This window comes from Kitasatospora sp. NPDC048296 (assembly GCF_043201815.1).
In the GTDB taxonomy this organism is placed as follows: domain Bacteria; phylum Actinomycetota; class Actinomycetes; order Streptomycetales; family Streptomycetaceae; genus Kitasatospora.
In genome coordinates this window covers 44,382-61,611 of record NZ_JBICZB010000030.1, presented here as the reverse complement: position 1 = coordinate 61,611, position 17,230 = coordinate 44,382, and the positions used below count along the sequence as shown (strand labels likewise).

The window sequence follows — 17,230 nt, the reverse complement described above, 5'->3', positions numbered from 1 at the left end:
CATGAGAGAACACTCACCCGAACTTGCTCGAAAAGAAGCGATCAACTGAGTTATGCTTCTTTTCATGACGCAAGCACCGACGGCCAGCGCTCTCACTCTCCGTGTTGGCGAAGCCATCCGAGAGGGCCGCGCCCGCAAGGGTCTCAGCGCTGCCCAGGTCGCCTCTCGCTGCGGCGATCTTGGAGTTCCTATTCCCACGACCGGGATCAACAAGATCGAGACGGGCCGCCGAGGCAGCTTGAAGCTGGAGGAGGCTATCGCCTTTGCCCACGTGCTGGACCTGCCGCTCGTCTCGCTGATCATCCCCCTGGGCGGGCCGGAGCTCGACCTGCTGCCCAACCTGCGGCTCTCCGCATGGGATGCCGCAAAGCTGATCACCGGCGAGGACTCCGAGGGCGGAGAGCCCGAAGGAAGCCCTCGCGGCGTCCTGGAGATGTTCCGCGAACATGAGGTCGACGTCCGAACAGCGTTGATCTCCACCCGAGCGGCCCGCGACCGTCGAGCACAGGCAGGCAAGTCCCCCATCGGATCACATCGCTACGAGGAACTCTCCAGCCAGACCTCCGAGTTCGAGCGGATCGCACACGGAGACTGCCAACGCCTGCTGCAAACCCGCGAACGAATGCGCGCGCGCCGTCTCTGTCCGGCACCGCTGCCAGATGAGCTCGACTTCGTGGATCCGATGACACCCCGGACGACCAACAACTGACCCGCTCTTCCCGCGCCGAGCCGAACCACGCCGAGGACCGTCCCATGCTCATTCCCGACGCAGCCCGCAGCAAGGTAGGTGCTGCGTGAGCGCCGCCTTCGTTGGCCCTGGTGCGGAGCCTTCGAGCCACGCGACCACGCCAGCTTCTGTCGACCTGCTCCACAGCGGCTGGTACACGGCCGAGGAACTCGCGCCGCTTCTGAAGGTCGATCCGTCGACCCTTCGCCGCTGGCGCAACTCCAAGCCTCCTCAAGGCCCGCCGTTCGTACGCCTCGCCAACCGAACCGTCGTCTACTCCATCCCCGACACGCAGGCATGGCTCCTGTCCCAACGAATAGTCCCCGCAGAACCGGAGGCCGCGTAGCTTGGCTGACACGCCCGTGATCGTTCCGATCGCGATCGACCTGACCGACGACATCGAGTTCCGAGCGGACCGCCGTCCCGACTTCCGGTTCCGCGCGCGCGTTCGCTGGTGGGATCCCAACGGCAGCGGACGGAAGTCCTTGTCCAACTCCGTTGCCTCCGAAGACGAGGCGAAGGACTGGATCGACCGTCTGCGCAAGGCTGCCAAACGCGGAATCGCTCCGTCGCTCTCGAACGTGACGTTGGCGGACTACGGGGACGAGAACTGGGACCTGGCCATGCGTGGCCTGGAGCCGAAGACCCTCGACCCCTACCGCGCCGGTTGGAAGCTGCGTGTCGTACCCACCATGGGCCACGTCCCGGTGGTGTCGATGACCAACGGGATCACCGACCGGGCCCTGAACGCCTGGATTTCTGACGAGGTCGGCAAGTCCTCCGTCAAGAACACCCTTGCCCCCCTTGTCCGGATCATGGAACAGGCCCGCCGTGATGGCCTTATCGACCTCAACCCCTGCCGGCTGACCGGCTGGCAGTCCCTGTACAAGCAGTACGAGGACGAGCTGGACAACCCACGCGCCCTCGCCCTGCCCGACTGGGACACCCTCGACGCCCTTGCAGAGGCGCTCGTCGCCCGCTCCCACGGCAACTACCGGATCTGGGGCGACGTCGTCCGATTCGCCGCCTGCACCGGCGCGCGCATCGGCGAGGTCTCCGGCGTCCGGGTCAGGGACATCAACCGCTTCGACTGGACCTGGGACCTACGGCGACAGACCACGCCCGGCCCCGGAGGGCTGACCGACAAGGGTACGAAGGGCAAGCGCCGACGTACCGTCCCGATCATCGAAGAGATCCGCGGCATGGTGACCTGGCGGCTCACCGTCGTCGGAAACGACCCGATGGCACGACTGTTCACCGGCCCTCGCGGTGGCCGCATCAGCACCGCCGTGCTCCGTGACGCCACCCACTGGGACGAGGTCGTCACTGCGCTCGGCTACGCCTGGCTTCGCCGTCACGGCCTGCGGCACACCGGCCTCACCTGGCTCGCCGACGCTGGAGTACGACTTCACGTCCTCCAGCGAATCGCCGGACACGGGCAGATCACGACGACCCAGCGGTACCTTCACCCGTCGCACGCCGACTTCATCGAGGCCGGCAATAAGCTCAGCGCCCATCTCAGCGCAGACCGCGAAGCCGCTCCGGCAGATCCCGAGCCGACCGCTCCCGCCCGGCGCCTCTACGTCGTCCGCTGAACACCCGTGTTGGCGGGCCCCCATCCGCTGGGAGCCCGCCAACACGGCTGCTTCACGCACACGATCCCGGCAGCCACCGATCAGGCCGTCAAGACGCGTGGCCCATTGACAGCTGTCCGCGCAGCTGGCTGAACAGCGGTCTTGCCGGGTTCAAACACCTTCGTAGTTCCGGTAAAGGGAGCGCTTCCTGGCGGAGAACGAAGCCGGCTTCAAGGAGATCACCTGCTCGGGAGGCGATGGGCATGGGCAGCCATGGCAGGACGGCCCTGAGCGCGTTCCGATCGACCGGCGAGAGCAGCCTGGCGGTCATTTCGAGGAGTGCTCGATACAAGGCACAGGCCGGTACCACTGGGGGCAAGCCCACCATCCCCGCTTTGGCGTTGGCTTGCTGACCGCACTGCAGGCCATCGATGTCGAGGTCGCCGTACAGCATGATGTCGGTCACCGGGTGCTCGCGTTCTTCGAAGGCCTCGGTTGCGGTAGGGAGTGACGCGACCAGTTGGTCGCCGGATCCGTGTGCGAGCCAGCCGGTTTGGGATCGGTCGGGCCAGGTACGGAGGATCTGCCGGAGGCTTGTGAAGGTGGCACTGTTCTCCACGATGAGCATCCATGGGGCGGGCCCGAGTTCGAACATGCTCAGCGGGGCGGGTGTGGGTCGGGCTCGGAGGTGTTCGGTGACGCTGAGCAGCCCTGCTTGCACCAAGTGGCTCTTTTCGATCTTCGTCAGGCGCTTCTCGTCGTGGTAGAGCTGGTAGGCGCGTTCGCAGAGCGGGATGATCTCGGCGTTCGGGTCGTCACGGATCTGGTTGTTGATCGGTACGAGGAGGTCCATGTCGGCTCTGCTGAGCCGGATGTGGTTCGCGAACGCGAGCGCGGGCACCCATGCTCGCGGTCCCAGGCCCATTCGCTTCGCTGGGGACGTGTTGACACGCTGAACCCATCGGGGAAGGCGCGGTTCCGCGCTGTAGTCCCACCCTGAGGGTGTGACGGGTAGGGACACGAGTCCTCGTTGGACGAGTTCGTCGGCTGCGGCAGCGAGGGCCTGGCGCCGGCGCGGGGACGTGGGAAGGCTGGAGTCTCCTTGATCGGCGGCGCCCGCCAGCGCGTCGAAGTCGACGCGCTGGCGGGTCTGCTGTTCGAGGAGTGCGGCCATGCGATCCGCTGGTGTCACGCCGGTTCCCCCGCTGCGCGCTGCTGGCCGTCCTGGGCGGGGCGGGTACGGCGCAGCAGGCGTGCTGATGTCATGGTGTCGGTGTCGGTTCGGGTGAGTCCTTGGGTCACCGTGTCGCCGTAGCGGTCTGCGATCTGGACGTAGCGGTTTCGGGTGCGGGCGTCGACGCCGTTGCGCAGTCGGATGATCAGGGGGAAGCGGCCGAGGGCCGGCAGGTCGTTGGTGCCGGTCGTGTAGACGAGCTGGATGCCGTGGGCTTCGGCTACGCGCCGCTGAAGGCCGATGAACGGCAGATAGTTGGCTTTGCCGAACGGATTGTCCAAGATGAGGGTGCCAACGCCGCCGGGAGCCTTCCGGTCGCGCTGGGCTGCTCTCATTCTGGCGAGGGTGCAGTAGAGCAGAACGGAGACGGTCAGGAGTTCGCCGCCGCTGAACTTCCTGATCTCTGTGACGGAGTCGCGTTCGACCGTGTCCAGGTTTTGGGTCGGCTTGATGACTTTCGCGAGGACGTTTCCGTGTCCGCCGAGGGCTGCCAGGACGAGTCGCTTCGTGAGGGTGATGGCCTCCGGGAGGGCGCTGGCTTTGCCGGTGGAGCCGGAGGGCAGTGCTGAGATGAGTCGGTCGATCTCTGCGGAGATTCGGCGGGCGAGTTCGTCGTCCGCGGGTTCGTGGCGGATCTCGAAGCCGAGGAATCGCTGGCCGGACCAGCGTCCGAGTCCGTGCGGGAGCTGGGAGTGCCGGGATACCTCCTTGAGGTCGTCGAGCACTGCCTTGACCAGGGTCACGCACGTCTGGACGACCATGAGTTGGTCCTCGGCGAGTTCGGCGAGCTGGTCGTTGACCATGCGTTCGCGGTCTTGGATGTCGTTGAGGAGTTGAGCCAGTCGTGCTGGGGCGGCGAGGTCGTGCTGGAGGCGGGTGAGGAGTCGCCCGTCGACGACCTGGGTGTACTCGGGCTGCTGGGATAGGAGTTCGACGCTGCGGGTTGCGCGGTCGAGTGCGCGGGTCGCGCGGTCGCGGGTGCGGCCGGCGTCGTCGAGGTTCGTGGTCAGTGCGGTCTGGAGGTCGCGTGCCTGCTCGGGGGTCAGGGATCGGGCAGTGTGTGCGGTGAGCTGGTACTGGTCGTGCAGGAGCGCATCGGCGGTGAGGTAGGTGCGGTCGGATCCGTCGGGGGCCGGCACCTCTCGGTAGCGGTCGGCGGTCGAGGTCACCGTCTGCACTGTCTGGAGCAGTTGCTCTGCTCTGCTGTGAGCGGCATCGGCTTCGCGCTGGAGTCGCTCGGCTGCCAGCTCGCGTTCGTGGATGCGGGCCTCGTTCTGCTTGGCCGTCTGGCGGGCTTCGCGGAGCGCCTGCTGTGCCTCGAGCGTGCTGCCGCAGGTGATGGCGGCGAGCGGAGGGACAAGCCGTTGAACTGCTCGCTGGGCCGCGCTGAGCTGGTCGGTTGCCTGCCGGTGAAGGAGGTTGGCCTGGGACTGGGTGTCGCGGGCGCTGACCAGTGCTTGCTCCGCGAGTTCCAGGCAGTGGGATCGTCGCTGGGGCTCGGCGGCATCCGCTCCGGTGACAATGATCGCGGCGCGTTCGCGGGCTGCGATACTGGTGTGCTCCAGCAGAGCGGTCTGCTTGGTGATGGCGGCTTCGCATGCTTCGAGGCGTTGTTGCAGCCCGTCGTCGCTGATACCGGCCTTCCAGTCGTGCCAGGCCTGGTTCCAACGGTCGCGCAGCTTCTCGACGGCCGCCATGGTGCCCTTCCCAGTGGGCGGCGGGGCGGCGTCCTCGCGAAGCGCGTCTTGGGGCAAGTGGGTTCGGATTGCGGCGAGTTCCTTCCGCCGGGATCCAAGGCTGTGGGTGCAGCGTTGGATGGTGACCGCGTAGGCGCTCGCGTGTTCCTGGGCTTCGTCGTTGCGGCGCCGGCATTCCTGCCCGGCACTCTGCTGTCTCGCGATCTCCTCGTGAGCGTCCTCGACCTCCGTCTCCAGGCCGGGAATCGCCTCGGTGTCCGCGGCAAGTCCACGTACCCGCGGAAGCAGGGTCGCCAGTCGCAGCAGTTCGCTGTTGCAGTGCTTGATCTGCTGGGCTGTGTGGTGCAGAGCTGACTCGGTCTCCTTGTCCTCGCGGGCAAGGTCGCGCTCGCGGTCCTGGACGGCGGTCAGCCGCGCGTCGAGGCGGGAGAAGGTGGTTTCGAGCGCGGCTCGCGGGAGCGGGCCGAACTCGGCGAGGTGGTCGGTGAGCCGTTGTGCGAGCCGTCGGTCCGCTTCCCGGCGCTCCGTGATGGAGCGCAGCCGGTCGGCCAGGCTGTCGAGTCTGCGGGTGACGCGCTGGAGTTCGTCCTCGGCTGCTTGTGGACTGATGGTTCCGGGATGGATCGGGAGGACGATGCTCCGTCCGGTTGGAGCGTCGGCGAGGAGTTGTCGTGCCTGGGTGTCGATGCTGACGGCTACGACGGAGGTGGGGGCTACGTTGGCACGCCGTACGAGCGCTGCCAGGTCATCTCCGGGTACGGGGCCACAGAGGACGATGCCGCCGACGAGGTGCGGGATGGTCTCGATGATCTCGTCGTGCCGGTGCGCGGGGAAGGTCTCGCGAAGGAACTGGAGGCCGGAAATGGCGGGCGCTCCCAGCTCCTGCAGGCTCTTGACGGCTTGTTCGATGTCCCAGGAGGCCGGTAGGTGCCCGGTTTCGGTGACGGCGTCGCGTACGCGTTCGTCCTGCGCGGCTGCCGCCCGCTCGTGGGCGAGGGTCGTGTCCGCGGCGTGGAACTGCTCCATCACCAGTGCCACGAGGTCGGTGCCGACGCCATCCAGATCCAGCCGGGTCTCGTCGCCCGTGCCTGTCAGTTCTTTCAGGCGGGGCTCGTCCTCGAGGTCGCGGCGCTGGCTCTGCAGGGAGGTGATCTGGTCCCAGACGGCCGTGTGGCGCTCGCGGATCTCTCCGAGGGTGGTGGCGTTGGCTGCTCGCTCGGACGCGATCTCTGCCTTGCGGGTGCGGCCCTGCTCCTCCTGGACCTGGTGGCGGTGGAGCTGCTCCGTGGTGTCGCGGTCGAGGTCGTGCAGCCTCTGCAGGGCGTGGGCGGGTTCCTCGTCGCTCTGGAGGGTTTCGTCCGTGCGTGCAGCCCGCACGCGCTCGTGGATCTGTCCGAGCCGCTTGATGGCTTCCGTGAGCCGGCTGTCGGCCAGCGTCTCCGCTGACCGGGCTGCCAGGAGGTCCTGCTGGGCGTCCTTGGCTGCCGCTTTGGCGCTGGCCTGGGCCGACTTGGCATCGCCGAGCTCGGTGGTGACCTGCGCGACAGCTGCTGTGAGCCCGGCGTGAAGGGCCAGGCCGGCCCGTTCGAGCGCCTGGTGCAGAGGGGCCTGCTCCTGGTCGCGGCGGGCCAGCAGCTCGCGGGTCTCCTCAAGCTCGTGGCTCCTGGCGTTCAGTTCGAGCAGCGGTTCCACGGCCTTCCACGCTGCGTTCTCCAGTTCGGCACCGGCGACGGCCCCGGCGCTCATGGCTTGGGCTTGGGCCGCATCCTCGACGCACCAGCGCGCTTCCTCCGCAGCCAGCACGGCCACCCGGCGCCCCGCCTCTGCCGCCTGGCCCTTGGCTTCCCGATGGTCCTGCCGGGCCTGGTCGGCCTCCGTGCTGGTGGTCTGACCTTGCTGTCGGAGTTGTTCGGCCCGGGTCCTGATGTGTTCGCACGCTCTGTCGGCGACCTGGACGTGCTGTTCGAGCTGATGCCGGGCTGCGACGAGTTCAGCGGTGCAGCTTTGCACCGGCCGAAGGCGCAGGGTGGCCTCACCGAGGAAGCGCGCCTCCAGCTCCCGGGCCGGGCGAGTGGCGAGTTTGTCGGCGTGCTCGGTAAGTACGCCGCGTGCCGCGGTTGGTCCGGCCGGGTTCACGACCATGTCAATGAGGAAGTCGATGAACTCCTCGCAGGTCGTGAAGCGGAAGAGGTCGGTGATTCCGCCCTCCCCCTTGTTCATCTCCCGCTGGATCTTGAACACTTGGGGATCGAGGCCGTACTGCTGCAGTTGCTCGGCCCACTGGTACTGCTCCTTCGCGACCACCAGCCGTACGTGGCGGTTCGCCTTGTGGGTCTCCTCGATCGCGCGCAGGAAGCTGCTTTGGCTGAGCTGTCCGTTGTCGTGCCGGATCGGGATCGAGTCCAGGTCGAGGATTCCAGCGGCCGGCCGGAAGAGGTACCAGCGCCGGATCAGGCGGTCCCATCCTGCGCTCGGATCGGCCGGGCACTGGCCGTCCTGCCACTGGTAGACGCCGCCGGTGACCAGCGTCGCGCCCGCTTCCGGGTGCTCCGTATCCTCCCATTCCACGAGCACGTGCGAGACCTTGCCGTCCGGGATGTAGTCGGCGAGGGACTTGTCATCCGCGTAACCGATGAAGTCGACCTTGGCGGGCAGCAGGAGACTGAAGAGGAGGGCGAGCAGGCTCGACTTCCCTCCGCCGTTGCGCAGCCAGAGGATGGCGTCCACCACCGATTGCGAGGTGAGCGGTCTTCCATCGACGGTGCTCGGGCCGCCGGTGAGGTCGAGGATGAGCGACCCGAAGCGGGCGGAGCGGTGGCCGATGCTGTCGAGCCGAACACGTCGTACGCAGTACATGTCAGTCCTCCTCTACGAGTTGGGCGCGACGGATGTCGCTCAGAAGGGCGAAGGCGGCTCCGGCCGCTGCTTCACGGACCTGCAGGCGAAAGCGGTGAGCGAGCCGGAAGTGGCCGGCGCCCAGGTCCTTCTCGGCGTTGTAGGCCATGCCCTGGTCGACCAGCCAGTCGAGGGCGTCTCTGATCCATCTCTGGCTGCTCGACTGGCTGAGGCGGCCGGTGGGGGTGGGCCGGCCCGGCGTGAGCTTGGCGTAGCAGCGCCAGGCGGCGTCGAGGCCCGCGTGCGGTAGGGCCAGGCCGTCGCTGTCCCGGGTTGCGTCCTGAAGCCGTTTGACGAGGTGTCGCAGAAACCCGTCGACCTCGTCGATCGAGACTCGCTTGACGGTGTCCTCTTCCAGATCGGCCGGGAAGGGGTAGACGCGCGCGGCGATGCCCACGTGGGCCAGGCCGAGGACGAGGCGCTGGTCGCTCTTGAGGGTCGGGTGGTCCATGAGCCGGAAGGTGAAGAGCGAGCCATGCCTGGGGTGGAGCACCAGGCCTTCCACTGGGTGGACTTCGATCAGGTCCATCTCCAGGCCGTCGGCGAAGGCTTCGACTGCCGTTCTGAAGGTGCGGTCGAGCCGGCAGCGCTGAACGAGGTCTCGGTAGCGCGGGTGCTGGAGAGGTCGAAGGCGCGGCTGGAGCCCGAATCCCACCAGCGCTGACGCGTCTGTGAGGTCGGGGGCGGCGGTGGTCGGTGCGGTCATGTGGTGGCCTCCTCGGCGGTGGGCGTGCTGTCCGGGTTCACGGGGTCGGGAATCAGCGGCGCGGCCGGCACCAGCAGCAGGTCGGTGCCGGTCATGAACCCGAGATCGAAGGTGGAGCCGTCGGCCAGGACCACCAGGCGCTCCTCCAGGAGGTCCGCCAGGTCTGTGGAGCAGACCTCGTCCTCTTCGGCGTCGGGGGCGAAGGCACGCAGAACGCACAGCGCCAGGATGTCGGCGACGGCCGGATCGGACTTCTCCGCCTGTGCGAGGAGCACCGACAGGCGCACCGGGCCCTGCAGTGCCTGCTCCAGCAGGCGGCGAGCTGCGGCGAAGTCCTGGGCCGCGTACCCCAGGCTGTCCTCGTCCTCGTCGGTGATCAGGTCCACGGGGTCGTCCGGGAACGACTCGCGAGTTTCACGGACCGGTGCCAGCAGCAGCTCCCAGAAGTCGCGCAGCCGCGGCTTGCGCGTGACGATCGGGCCGCCGCAGGCGTCGGCGAACAGGGCCGCCACCTGCTCGGCCTGCTCCGCCCCGAGCTCAAGCAGCGGATCGAGCAGGTCCTCCTGGAGGCCGATCACCGAGAGTCGGGGCACGGGTTTGAAGCACTGGTCCGACTGGGCTCTCAGGAACGCGGGCCGGGCCCCGATCACCCGCTCCAGAAGCTGGGTGTGCCGTAAGTGGGCCCGTTCCAGGAGGTGCAGGATCCTCACGCAGGTCCGGCGCACCTCGGCGTCGTCGACGTCGTTGCGTGCCTGGCGCATCCACTCCATCAGGTCGCATTCGACGGCCTGCCGCTCCATCAGGTGCGCCCGCGAGGAGCCGAGGAGCGCTGGGACACGGACGTCCCAGTCCACCGAGCGCACATCGCGCTCGGTCTCGGCCAGCAGTGACCGGACCTGTTCGGCGTACAGCAGTGAGAGCTTCAGGCTCTGCGCCGCGCTCTCCTCGGCCCGGCCCCAGCGCCCCGTTGACACCTGCCGCCGGAGCATCGCGTCATTGGCGGCCTGCTGATCCTCCAGATCGTGGTCCAGGCCAACCAGCAGCAGGTTCACCGCCGATGCGCTGGCCTTCAGCACCGCCTGCCCGTGCCGGCCGAACGCCTCCTCAAGGAACCTGAAGGACAGCTCCCCGCGGCTGTGTCCCTGGCGGTAGTCGCTGTAGGGAATCGAGAACTCCGCCCCACCGCCGTGGTCGTTGAGCAGTTCGCGCACGACAAACCGTGCAACGGCAACGTGCTCCTCGGCGCTGCTCTCCGGCGCGGCGGCCTGTGCAAGCGAAGCCAGGTACTCGACCACTTCCTCGGTCGTAGCCTCCAGCTCCATGCCCTGCCGACTGACGACGGCTTCCAGAGCTGCCAGCGCCAGTGCGCGCGGGTCGTACAAGTCGTCAGGGAACTGCTGCCACGCCTGCCGCTGGTCGATCCGGTGCAACGGGGCTGCACGCGCCAACACCGTGCATCGCCGGACAAAGCCCGCGTCCGCGACCAGGCCGAACCAGTTGTCGCTGTCCTCCCGCTGCGCCGCCGCGGAGAGCAGTCGACGCTCCTCACGGTCAAGCAGTCGCTCAACCAGCGCATCCGCTTCGTCCGCACCGGAAGAAGGTGGATCTCCCGGGCGGGCATCTCGTGTTCTTGTCATGTTCCGAGTGCAGCAGCACAGTCCGACAAATCGGACTAAAACACGGCGAATCAATCACCCACTCGGACTCATTCATGCGATGGAACTACTTTCTGCGCCAGTCGGCGCCCCGCTCCACCAGGCGCAGGTGATGCACGGAGTGCCGCATCAACTGCCAAGGGCGTACAGCGAACTGGCCGTGCGGTCACACGGTTCGAGCGCCTACCACAACCTGTCGCCGGCCGCGCGCGAACCGGACGGCATTTCGAGCTGCAGGCGCCCTCACCGGCAGCGGCTACGGTCAGCGCCACCCAGCCCGGCATGCGGGCACCTCCTCGTCACGTCTACGAACGGAGGAGCTCGAACGGATCGAACCCAAGCGCGGCGATCCTGCGCTCGGCGTGCCGCAACTCCTTGACGGTCTTGCGTGCGCTCGGGTAAGTCAACCGGAGAGCAGCGGCCGGGGGATCGTTGAGGTACAGGGCACGCGGGCATCGGTCCACATGAAGGCAGGATTCCAGGCCGGTGTTGCACACCCCGCAGAGCAGACCTCGCACCAGGCCGTCGAAATGATCATGGTCAACCACAGAGCCGGGCAGAACGCCGCAGAGGGAACAGCGGGGGCCGAACCTCGAAGCCAGTCGGCTCCGCAGTATCCCAATCGGGCTGGTCGACCTGGCCGGCGGCCACAGGTAGGCCGGTGCGATAGGGCAGCGTTGAGACAGGGGAACCGATCCCGGATCTACGCCGGCGCCGTCCGGCGCCGTGACATGCCATACCGCCGTCAGCTCCCGGACGTTCGGATCGGTGATCGCCTGACTGGCTGTCCGGAGCGCCCGTCCCGCCTCGTCGACCCACCACCGCAGTTGCGCCTCGTGCCGCCAGCTTGCCGATGGTTCTGGCCGGGGCCGCTCCCAGCCCTCACGAGGTGCCACCCACTCCGGCATCCCGCGCTCAGGAATCGAACAGAGCATCCGCGAGCCACGGACGTGGAACCGGCCATCGTCGCCGAGCACGGCTTCCGATGGGGCCTCAGATGCCATCTGCCGCTTCGTGCAGACATCGCCAGGTCGGACCCGTTCCAAGGCGCGCTCAAGCCCGGACGGGTTGAGTGCCCACGCCCACAGGATGGCTAGCCTGCGACGCTCGGCAAAGTCACCTACGAGGAATTGAAGTTGCTCCGCCGCAGGCCCTTCACTGCCCTGAGGGGAGGTCGGCTCTTGCTGCTGGGTGCCGTCGGGCAACGAGTCCGGCATCGTGCTCTTCTCCTCCGTTGTGTGCAGCCCTCAGGGGCTGCCTACCTTCCGACGGCTTCCTCAGCGATCCGCCGCCAACTCGGCAGCCGTTCACCCACCGGGTGCACGACAGTCAGCAGGCGGCCTTCGAGGAACAGGTCGAGCCGGTTTCCCGACTCTGCGGCCATGCGGCGGCGCTGGGCGCGGAGGTCCACCTGGACGTGCTCGCCGAGTACCCCGACCAGTACCTTGTGGCGTGCCGAGCCGGCGGCTTCGGCCCGGATCCAGGTACCGCAGACCGGCACTCCGTCGAGCTTGCCCACCTCGTCCATCCGCGACTGCTCAAAGGCACGGTCCATCGCCCCTTCGATCATCCGCCGGGCGCGGTCGGCCGGCGACGCCTCTTCGCCTGCCATCCCGTCCTGGGCATCCGCGCCCCGCTTCCTCAGGAGAAGGGGCTGGTCGATGTCACCCTCCGAATCCAGCTGCACCGGTCGACGGGGGTCAGGCCGCGGGACGCGGAAGTGCCAGGGCTGCTGACTTCCAGGCTTCTCGATCCACCCGGTCTTCAGGCCCGCCATGGCCGGGGAGTCCTCGGGCAGGAATATGTCGACGTAGACGCCGCCCGTGCCGAGCCACACCCAGCTCATGAAGTAGTCGTGGCCACCGTGCTCCGCCGACCAGGTCGCGAGTTTCTCCAGCCGCCTCCTCTGTGCCGCGGTCCCCTTGGCCACCGGAAGCATGGGCTCAGCATCGCGACGCCGACCGCGCGCCTCACCGGCGACCGGACCAGCGGCGAGGTCGTAGAGCAGATCCGGGCGAACGCCGGACTTCCCGTAGACCCCCACGAGCTTGTCGGGTAGGACGTCGAAGCTGCTGAGCCCGTTCACGCCGGACTTCCAGTCGAAGAGGGTCTCGCTGGCGGCGGTCATGACGCCGAGCCCAGTGCACTCGCTGACGAAGCGTCGGATGTGGAGGGAGCTGGAGTCGAGCGCACCGCAGTCGACCCCAAGCAGCCCCGCGCCGACATCGCCGGTCAAGTAGCTGAGGAGCAGGCTGATCTCGTGGTTGCGCACGCGCTGGTCGATCGTGCGGCGCAGGTCGCAGGCCAGGGCATTGATGTTCACCAGCGCGGCCAGCGACACCGGGAGAGGCCCCTGGCCCACCTCGACCGCCTGGACCGCCTCCGCGCCGGCGGACCCCTTCTCGACCGTGAAGCGCCAGACCCTGGCGTGCACCGTACTCATGGGCGAAGCCTAGGCCCGCCCTACGACAGCCTCGCCGGCCCGCCGGCCGTTGCCGCAAAAGCTCGGCTCCCCGGACCGTCCTTGTGGAGGGTCAACAACGGTGCGCGGCACCAGCAATGGGACCGGATTTACCGAGTCGGTCGGCATTCCGGCCTGCCGGGGCGGTGAACTTCCAGCTCCCGGGGCGAAGTCGGACGTCGGTCATCACCAGGGCGGGCGTCGATTCCCTGGCCTGCCGGGAATTTCGCCGAGCGGGCGGCACCGGAGCAGCGCAGGAATTCCCGGAACGAAGTGTTCCTGCCGCTGGTTCCGCCGCTATTGTGGCGGGGTAGGGACAGGTGGGCCTTCGGCCAGCGGGTCTCTGGAAGCGGGCCTGCAGGGTCCGTCGGGAGCGCGCTGGTCCCCAGCTGGTCCCCAGCAAGATCGTTTAGGGGTGTTCGCAGGTGGCTCGTTTCACTGACGGGGCGTCATGCGAAAGGCCGCTGACCTGGGATTTCTCCCGGCCAACGGCCTTTCCGACTCACGTCGGGACGACAGGATTTGAACCTGCGACCCCTTGACCCCCAGTCAAGTGCGCTACCAAGCTGCGCCACGTCCCGTGGTCTCGTGCCGTGCGGCGGGGCCTGGGGGGCTCAGCCGGGTGGCTTTTCGACCTTGTCTCCGGTTGTCCCGGCGACGTGGAAAACAATACAGCACGTCGGGGGGTGCTCGCTGCCAGGTTTGGGGTGGGTGGGTCAGGGGGTCGGGTGGCGGGCGTCGTAGGTGAGGAAGGCGGGGCGGCGGGCGGCGAGGAGGAGGACGGCGGCGACGCAGGCGAGGCCGCCGGTGATCACGGAGGTGGCGGGGCTGGTGAGGGCCGCGACGGCGCCGGACTCGAAGTCGCCGAGGCGGGGGCCGCCGGCGACGACGACGGTGAAGATGCCCTGGAGGCGGCCGCGCATCTCGTCGGGGGCGGCGACCTGCATCATCGTGTTGCGGAAGATCATGCTGATGGTGTCCGCGCAGCCGGCCACAGCGAGCAGCAGGAGACCGAGCCAGAGGTTGTGGAGGGCGCCGAAGGCGGCGATGGCGAGGCCCCAGGCGGAGACGGCGGCGAGCACGGCGGCGCCCTGGCGGTGGACCCGGCTGACCCAGCCGGAGAACAGCGCGCCGATCAGGGCGCCGACGGCGGGGCCGGCGACCAGCAGGCCGACGGTGCGGGCGTCGCCGCCGTAGAAGGTGACGGCGATCGCCGGGAAGAGGGCACGCGGCAGGCCGAAGATCATCGCGGCCAGGTCGGCGAGGAAGCTGGTCCGCAGGTTGGGCCGCTCGCGCAGGAAGCGCAGCCCGTCGAGGACGGAGGCGCGGCCCTTGCGTTCACCGAGCGGTCGCATGGCGGGCAGGCGCCACATCGCGTAGAGGGTGCCGGTGAAGGCGGCGGTGTCGACCAGGTAGGCGGCCTGGGCTCCGTAGGCGCCGATCAGGACGCCACCGAGCATCGGGCCGACGGTCATACCGAGGTTCATGCTGACGGTGGCCAGGGCGTTGGCCGCCGGGAGCTGGTGGCTGGGGACCAGCCGGGGGATCATCGCGGAGCGGGCGGGCGAGCTGAGCGCGAAGAACCCGGCCTGAACGGCGACGGCCGCGTAGAGGACGGCGACCAGACCGAGCCCGGCGATGGCCTGGACGGCGAGGACGGCGGAGACGGCGGCGAGGCCGGCCGAGCCGATCAGGCCCAGCTTGCGCCGGTCGACGGTGTCGGCGATCGCGCCGCCGTACAGGCCGAAGGCGACCAGCGGGACGAAGGAGAACAGCCCGACCAGGCCGGTCGCGAAGGCCGAGCCGGTCATGGCGTAGATCTGGACGGAAACGGCCACGGCCGTCATCTGCTGGCCTATGGAGGACACCACCTGCCCGAACCAGACCCGGCGGTAGTCGGGGTGGTCGCGAAGCGGGCTGAGATCGGCGAAGGCCCGTCGGTACCAGGGCGCGGGCCCCACGACCACCTCAGAGGCCGGTCCGGACGACGAAGCGGAATCGGCTGACGGAACGGGGTCGGAGGGCGGGGCAGGGTCGGACGATGGAGCGGGTTCGGAGGGCGGGGCGGCATCGGTGGCTGAATTGGCAGGATGATTGGTCGACACAGCCCCATGCTCCGCCCCGCCCCTCACCCACTCCACACCGGGGCCGACACCGGGTCGGACACCGGCGCGGACACCAGCGCGGACACCGGGTCGGCCCCGCGCCCTGCACCCCGCGCCCGGCACCCCGCGCCCGGCGCCCGGCGCCCCGCCCCGCCGAACCCCCGCCGGACTACCGCGTCAGCACCTGCTTCTCCCCCGCCTCCACCGCGAAGTCCAGCCGGTTGCCCGGCGGCGGGAACGGGCAGATGAAGTGGTCCGCGAAGGCGCAGGGCGGCAGGTAGGCCCGGTTGAAGTCCAGAACGGTGCGGCCCTCCGCGTCCGGCACCGGCAGGGTGATGAAGCGGAAGCGGTAGGTGTCGACGCCGCTGGTCGCGTCCGCGATGACGCCGCTGAGGCGCGCGCCGGAACGGCCGACGGTCAGCGTGCGGTGCTCGCCGGCCACGGTGAACTCGATCTTGCCGGTGACGGCCAGTGGGCGGTCCTTGCCGTCCGCGTTCGGGACGACGACCGACTGCGTCTCGTCGTCGAAGGGGGTGTAGACGGCGGGTACGGCCCACTCGGGGGCGTAGGGGTAGGCCGAGATGCCCGCGAAGGCGGCCCGGCCGGGCGCGGCCGGGTCGAACACCCGCAGGGCGAGCTCGCCCTCCCGCTCGATCGGGACGAGCAGCAGGTCGCCGAGGACGGCGGTGTCGGCGGCCCGGTCGGTGTCCGGGCGCAGCAGCACCTCGCCGTCCACCGGCCCGTTCGCGCCTGCGACGCTGATGCCGTCGGCCGCAGCCGCCCGTACCCGGACGCCCTCGGCGTCGGCCCACCAGTGCCCGGGCAGGCCCGGGACCTCGGCGGGCTCGGGCTCCAGCCAGTGCGTGCCGGTGAGTGCGAGCTGGCCGTGCGGCGCGCTCACCGATGCCGCCCGACTGTCGCTCCAGTGCTTCCAGTCCTCCGCTGCCGTCGCCGTCATCGGTCAACCCTCCCGGTCCGGTCTGCGGGCGGCCCGCCGTTCGAGCCGTCCGTCTCGGTCATCCTCGACAACCTCATCCTCCACAACACCGCCCGCCGGGCCGGATCATTCCCCGCTCCCGGGAAGCCGCCGATACCGCAAGCAGACTGCAACGGGACCGCAAGGAGGAGCAATACGGCGGCAACACCCGAAGCTCAGCCCTTCAGCGGCCGGAACAGGCCCTCCTGCACCACCGACACCACCAGTTGCCCGTTCCGGTCGAAGATCTGCCCGCGCGCGAGGCCGCGCGCGCCGTGGGCGATCGGGGACTCCTGCTGGTAGAGCAGCCAGTCGTCGGTCCGGAACGGCTGGTGGAACCACATCGCGTGGTCCAGTGAGGCCATGTCGAAGTGCCGGGTGCCCCACAGCGGCTCGACGGGGGCGCGGACCGCGTCCAGCAGCGTCATGTCACTGGCGTAGGTGAGGGCGCAGACGTGGATCAGCGGGTCGTCCGGCAGCGGACCGTTGGTGCGCAGCCACACGCCGCTGCGCGCCTCGACGCCCGCCAGCTCCTCCTTGCTCCAGCGCAGCCGGTCGACGTAGCGGATGTCGAAGGGCTGGTGGCGGCTGATGAACGGGGGCAGCTCGCCGAGCCGGGAGCCGACCTCCTCCAGGGCGCTGGGCAGCTTCTCGGGGGCGGGGACCGCCGGCATCGGGTACTGGTGCTCGATGCCGCCCTCCTCCGGTCTGTGGAAGTCGGCGGTGAGCGCGAAGATCGACCGGCCGCCCTGGATGGCGAGCACCCGACGGGTGGTGAAGGAGCGGCCGTCGCGGATGCGGTCGACCTGGTAGACGATCGGCACGCCGGGCACCCCGGGGCGCAGGAAGTACGCGTGCAGCGAGTGGACGGGACGCCCGCCCTCCACCGTTCGCCCCGCCGCGACCAGCGCCTGTCCGGCGACCTGGCCGCCGAAGGTGCGCTGCAGTGCCTCCTCGGGGCTGCGCCCGCGGAAGATGTTCAGTTCTATCTGCTCCAGGTCGAGCAGATCCACAAGGTCGTCGACGGGGGTACCCATGCGCGCGCTCCCTCTCAGGACTTCGATCGATTCTCCAGCTCAATCGAATTCTCCGGCGACCCGGGTCATTCCCGCGCACCGGGCCCGACCGACCAATTCACTCGAACGAGTAATCGATCATGCGCACAGATGACGGACACCTCACGACGCGGACACCTCACGA

General features: G+C 68.9%; 12 protein-coding genes and 1 tRNA gene. 3 read left to right on the top strand and 10 right to left on the bottom strand.

All coding sequences use genetic code 11. From position 1 onward, the window contains the following. Positions 1-64: 64 nt before the first annotated feature. The 3 genes from ACGF12_RS19605 (at position 65) to xerC (ending at position 2,322) form a co-directional block, all read left to right on the top strand. Entirely contained in the window at positions 65-709 is a 645-nt protein-coding gene (locus ACGF12_RS19605) for a helix-turn-helix transcriptional regulator (RefSeq protein WP_393031246.1), read from the top strand. A gap of 85 nt (positions 710-794) precedes the next feature. Then, complete coding sequence (locus ACGF12_RS19600; protein ID WP_393031243.1) at positions 795-1,073, top strand: helix-turn-helix transcriptional regulator; 279 nt, start codon at positions 795-797, stop codon at positions 1,071-1,073. A gap of 16 nt (positions 1,074-1,089) precedes the next feature. After that, positions 1,090-2,322: a tyrosine recombinase XerC gene (gene xerC / locus ACGF12_RS19595; protein ID WP_393031240.1), complete on the top strand. Its 1,233-nt coding sequence runs from the start codon at positions 1,090-1,092 to the stop codon at positions 2,320-2,322. Positions 2,323-2,410: 88 nt separating this feature from the next. Here xerC and ACGF12_RS19590 read toward each other — a convergent pair whose 3' ends face one another. The 10 genes from ACGF12_RS19590 to ACGF12_RS19545 form a co-directional block, all read right to left on the bottom strand. Continuing rightward, the gene (locus ACGF12_RS19590; RefSeq protein WP_393031237.1) at positions 2,411-3,154 is read right to left on the bottom strand and encodes a hypothetical protein; all 744 of its coding nucleotides are present in this window, start codon (positions 3,152-3,154) and stop codon (positions 2,411-2,413) included. A 335-nt stretch (positions 3,155-3,489) separates the two neighbouring features. Beyond that, positions 3,490-8,088: a hypothetical protein gene (locus tag ACGF12_RS19585; protein ID WP_393031234.1), complete on the bottom strand. Its 4,599-nt coding sequence runs from the start codon at positions 8,086-8,088 to the stop codon at positions 3,490-3,492. A 1-nt stretch (position 8,089) separates the two neighbouring features. Beyond that, positions 8,090-8,833 (bottom strand): hypothetical protein, encoded by a 744-nt coding sequence (locus tag ACGF12_RS19580; RefSeq protein WP_393031231.1) that lies wholly within the window; start codon positions 8,831-8,833, stop codon positions 8,090-8,092. Continuing rightward, positions 8,830-10,470, bottom strand: coding sequence for a hypothetical protein (locus tag ACGF12_RS19575; protein WP_393031228.1), 1,641 nt, complete (start codon positions 10,468-10,470; stop codon positions 8,830-8,832). The genes ACGF12_RS19580 and ACGF12_RS19575 overlap by 4 nt, the downstream gene beginning before the upstream one ends. Before the next feature lie 323 nt (positions 10,471-10,793). Then, the gene (locus ACGF12_RS19570) at positions 10,794-11,705 is read right to left on the bottom strand and encodes an endonuclease domain-containing protein (RefSeq protein WP_393031225.1); all 912 of its coding nucleotides are present in this window, start codon (positions 11,703-11,705) and stop codon (positions 10,794-10,796) included. Positions 11,706-11,746: 41 nt separating this feature from the next. Beyond that, positions 11,747-12,931: a hypothetical protein gene (locus ACGF12_RS19565; protein ID WP_393031222.1), complete on the bottom strand. Its 1,185-nt coding sequence runs from the start codon at positions 12,929-12,931 to the stop codon at positions 11,747-11,749. A 525-nt stretch (positions 12,932-13,456) separates the two neighbouring features. Next, positions 13,457-13,530 (bottom strand) — tRNA-Pro (locus tag ACGF12_RS19560). A gap of 135 nt (positions 13,531-13,665) precedes the next feature. Continuing rightward, a complete protein-coding gene (locus tag ACGF12_RS19555) occupies positions 13,666-14,916 on the bottom strand; it encodes an MFS transporter (protein WP_393031219.1) in 1,251 nt (416 codons plus the stop codon). 307 nt (positions 14,917-15,223) lie between these two features. Next, a complete protein-coding gene (locus tag ACGF12_RS19550; protein WP_393031216.1) occupies positions 15,224-16,012 on the bottom strand; it encodes a DUF1684 domain-containing protein in 789 nt (262 codons plus the stop codon). Positions 16,013-16,206: 194 nt separating this feature from the next. After that, positions 16,207-17,067 (bottom strand): acyl-CoA thioesterase, encoded by an 861-nt coding sequence (locus ACGF12_RS19545; protein ID WP_393031213.1) that lies wholly within the window; start codon positions 17,065-17,067, stop codon positions 16,207-16,209. Positions 17,068-17,230: the final 163 nt, after the last annotated feature.

What these genes read in the sequence shown, in the direction of transcription:
- ACGF12_RS19605 (WP_393031246.1), top strand. Translation starts at nt 65, where the DNA reads ATGACGCAAGCACCGACGGCCAGCGCTCTCACTCTCCGTGTTGGCGAA.
- ACGF12_RS19590 (WP_393031237.1), bottom strand. Translation starts at nt 3,154, where the DNA reads ATGGACCTCCTCGTACCGATCAACAACCAGATCCGTGACGACCCGAAC.
- ACGF12_RS19585 (WP_393031234.1), bottom strand. Translation starts at nt 8,088, where the DNA reads ATGTACTGCGTACGACGTGTTCGGCTCGACAGCATCGGCCACCGCTCC.
- ACGF12_RS19580 (WP_393031231.1), bottom strand. Translation starts at nt 8,833, where the DNA reads ATGACCGCACCGACCACCGCCGCCCCCGACCTCACAGACGCGTCAGCG.
- ACGF12_RS19575 (WP_393031228.1), bottom strand. Translation starts at nt 10,470, where the DNA reads ATGACAAGAACACGAGATGCCCGCCCGGGAGATCCACCTTCTTCCGGT.
- ACGF12_RS19570 (WP_393031225.1), bottom strand. Translation starts at nt 11,705, where the DNA reads ATGCCGGACTCGTTGCCCGACGGCACCCAGCAGCAAGAGCCGACCTCC.
- ACGF12_RS19565 (WP_393031222.1), bottom strand. Translation starts at nt 12,931, where the DNA reads ATGAGTACGGTGCACGCCAGGGTCTGGCGCTTCACGGTCGAGAAGGGG.
- ACGF12_RS19550 (WP_393031216.1), bottom strand. Translation starts at nt 16,012, where the DNA reads ATGACGGCGACGGCAGCGGAGGACTGGAAGCACTGGAGCGACAGTCGG.
- ACGF12_RS19545 (WP_393031213.1), bottom strand. Translation starts at nt 17,067, where the DNA reads ATGGGTACCCCCGTCGACGACCTTGTGGATCTGCTCGACCTGGAGCAG.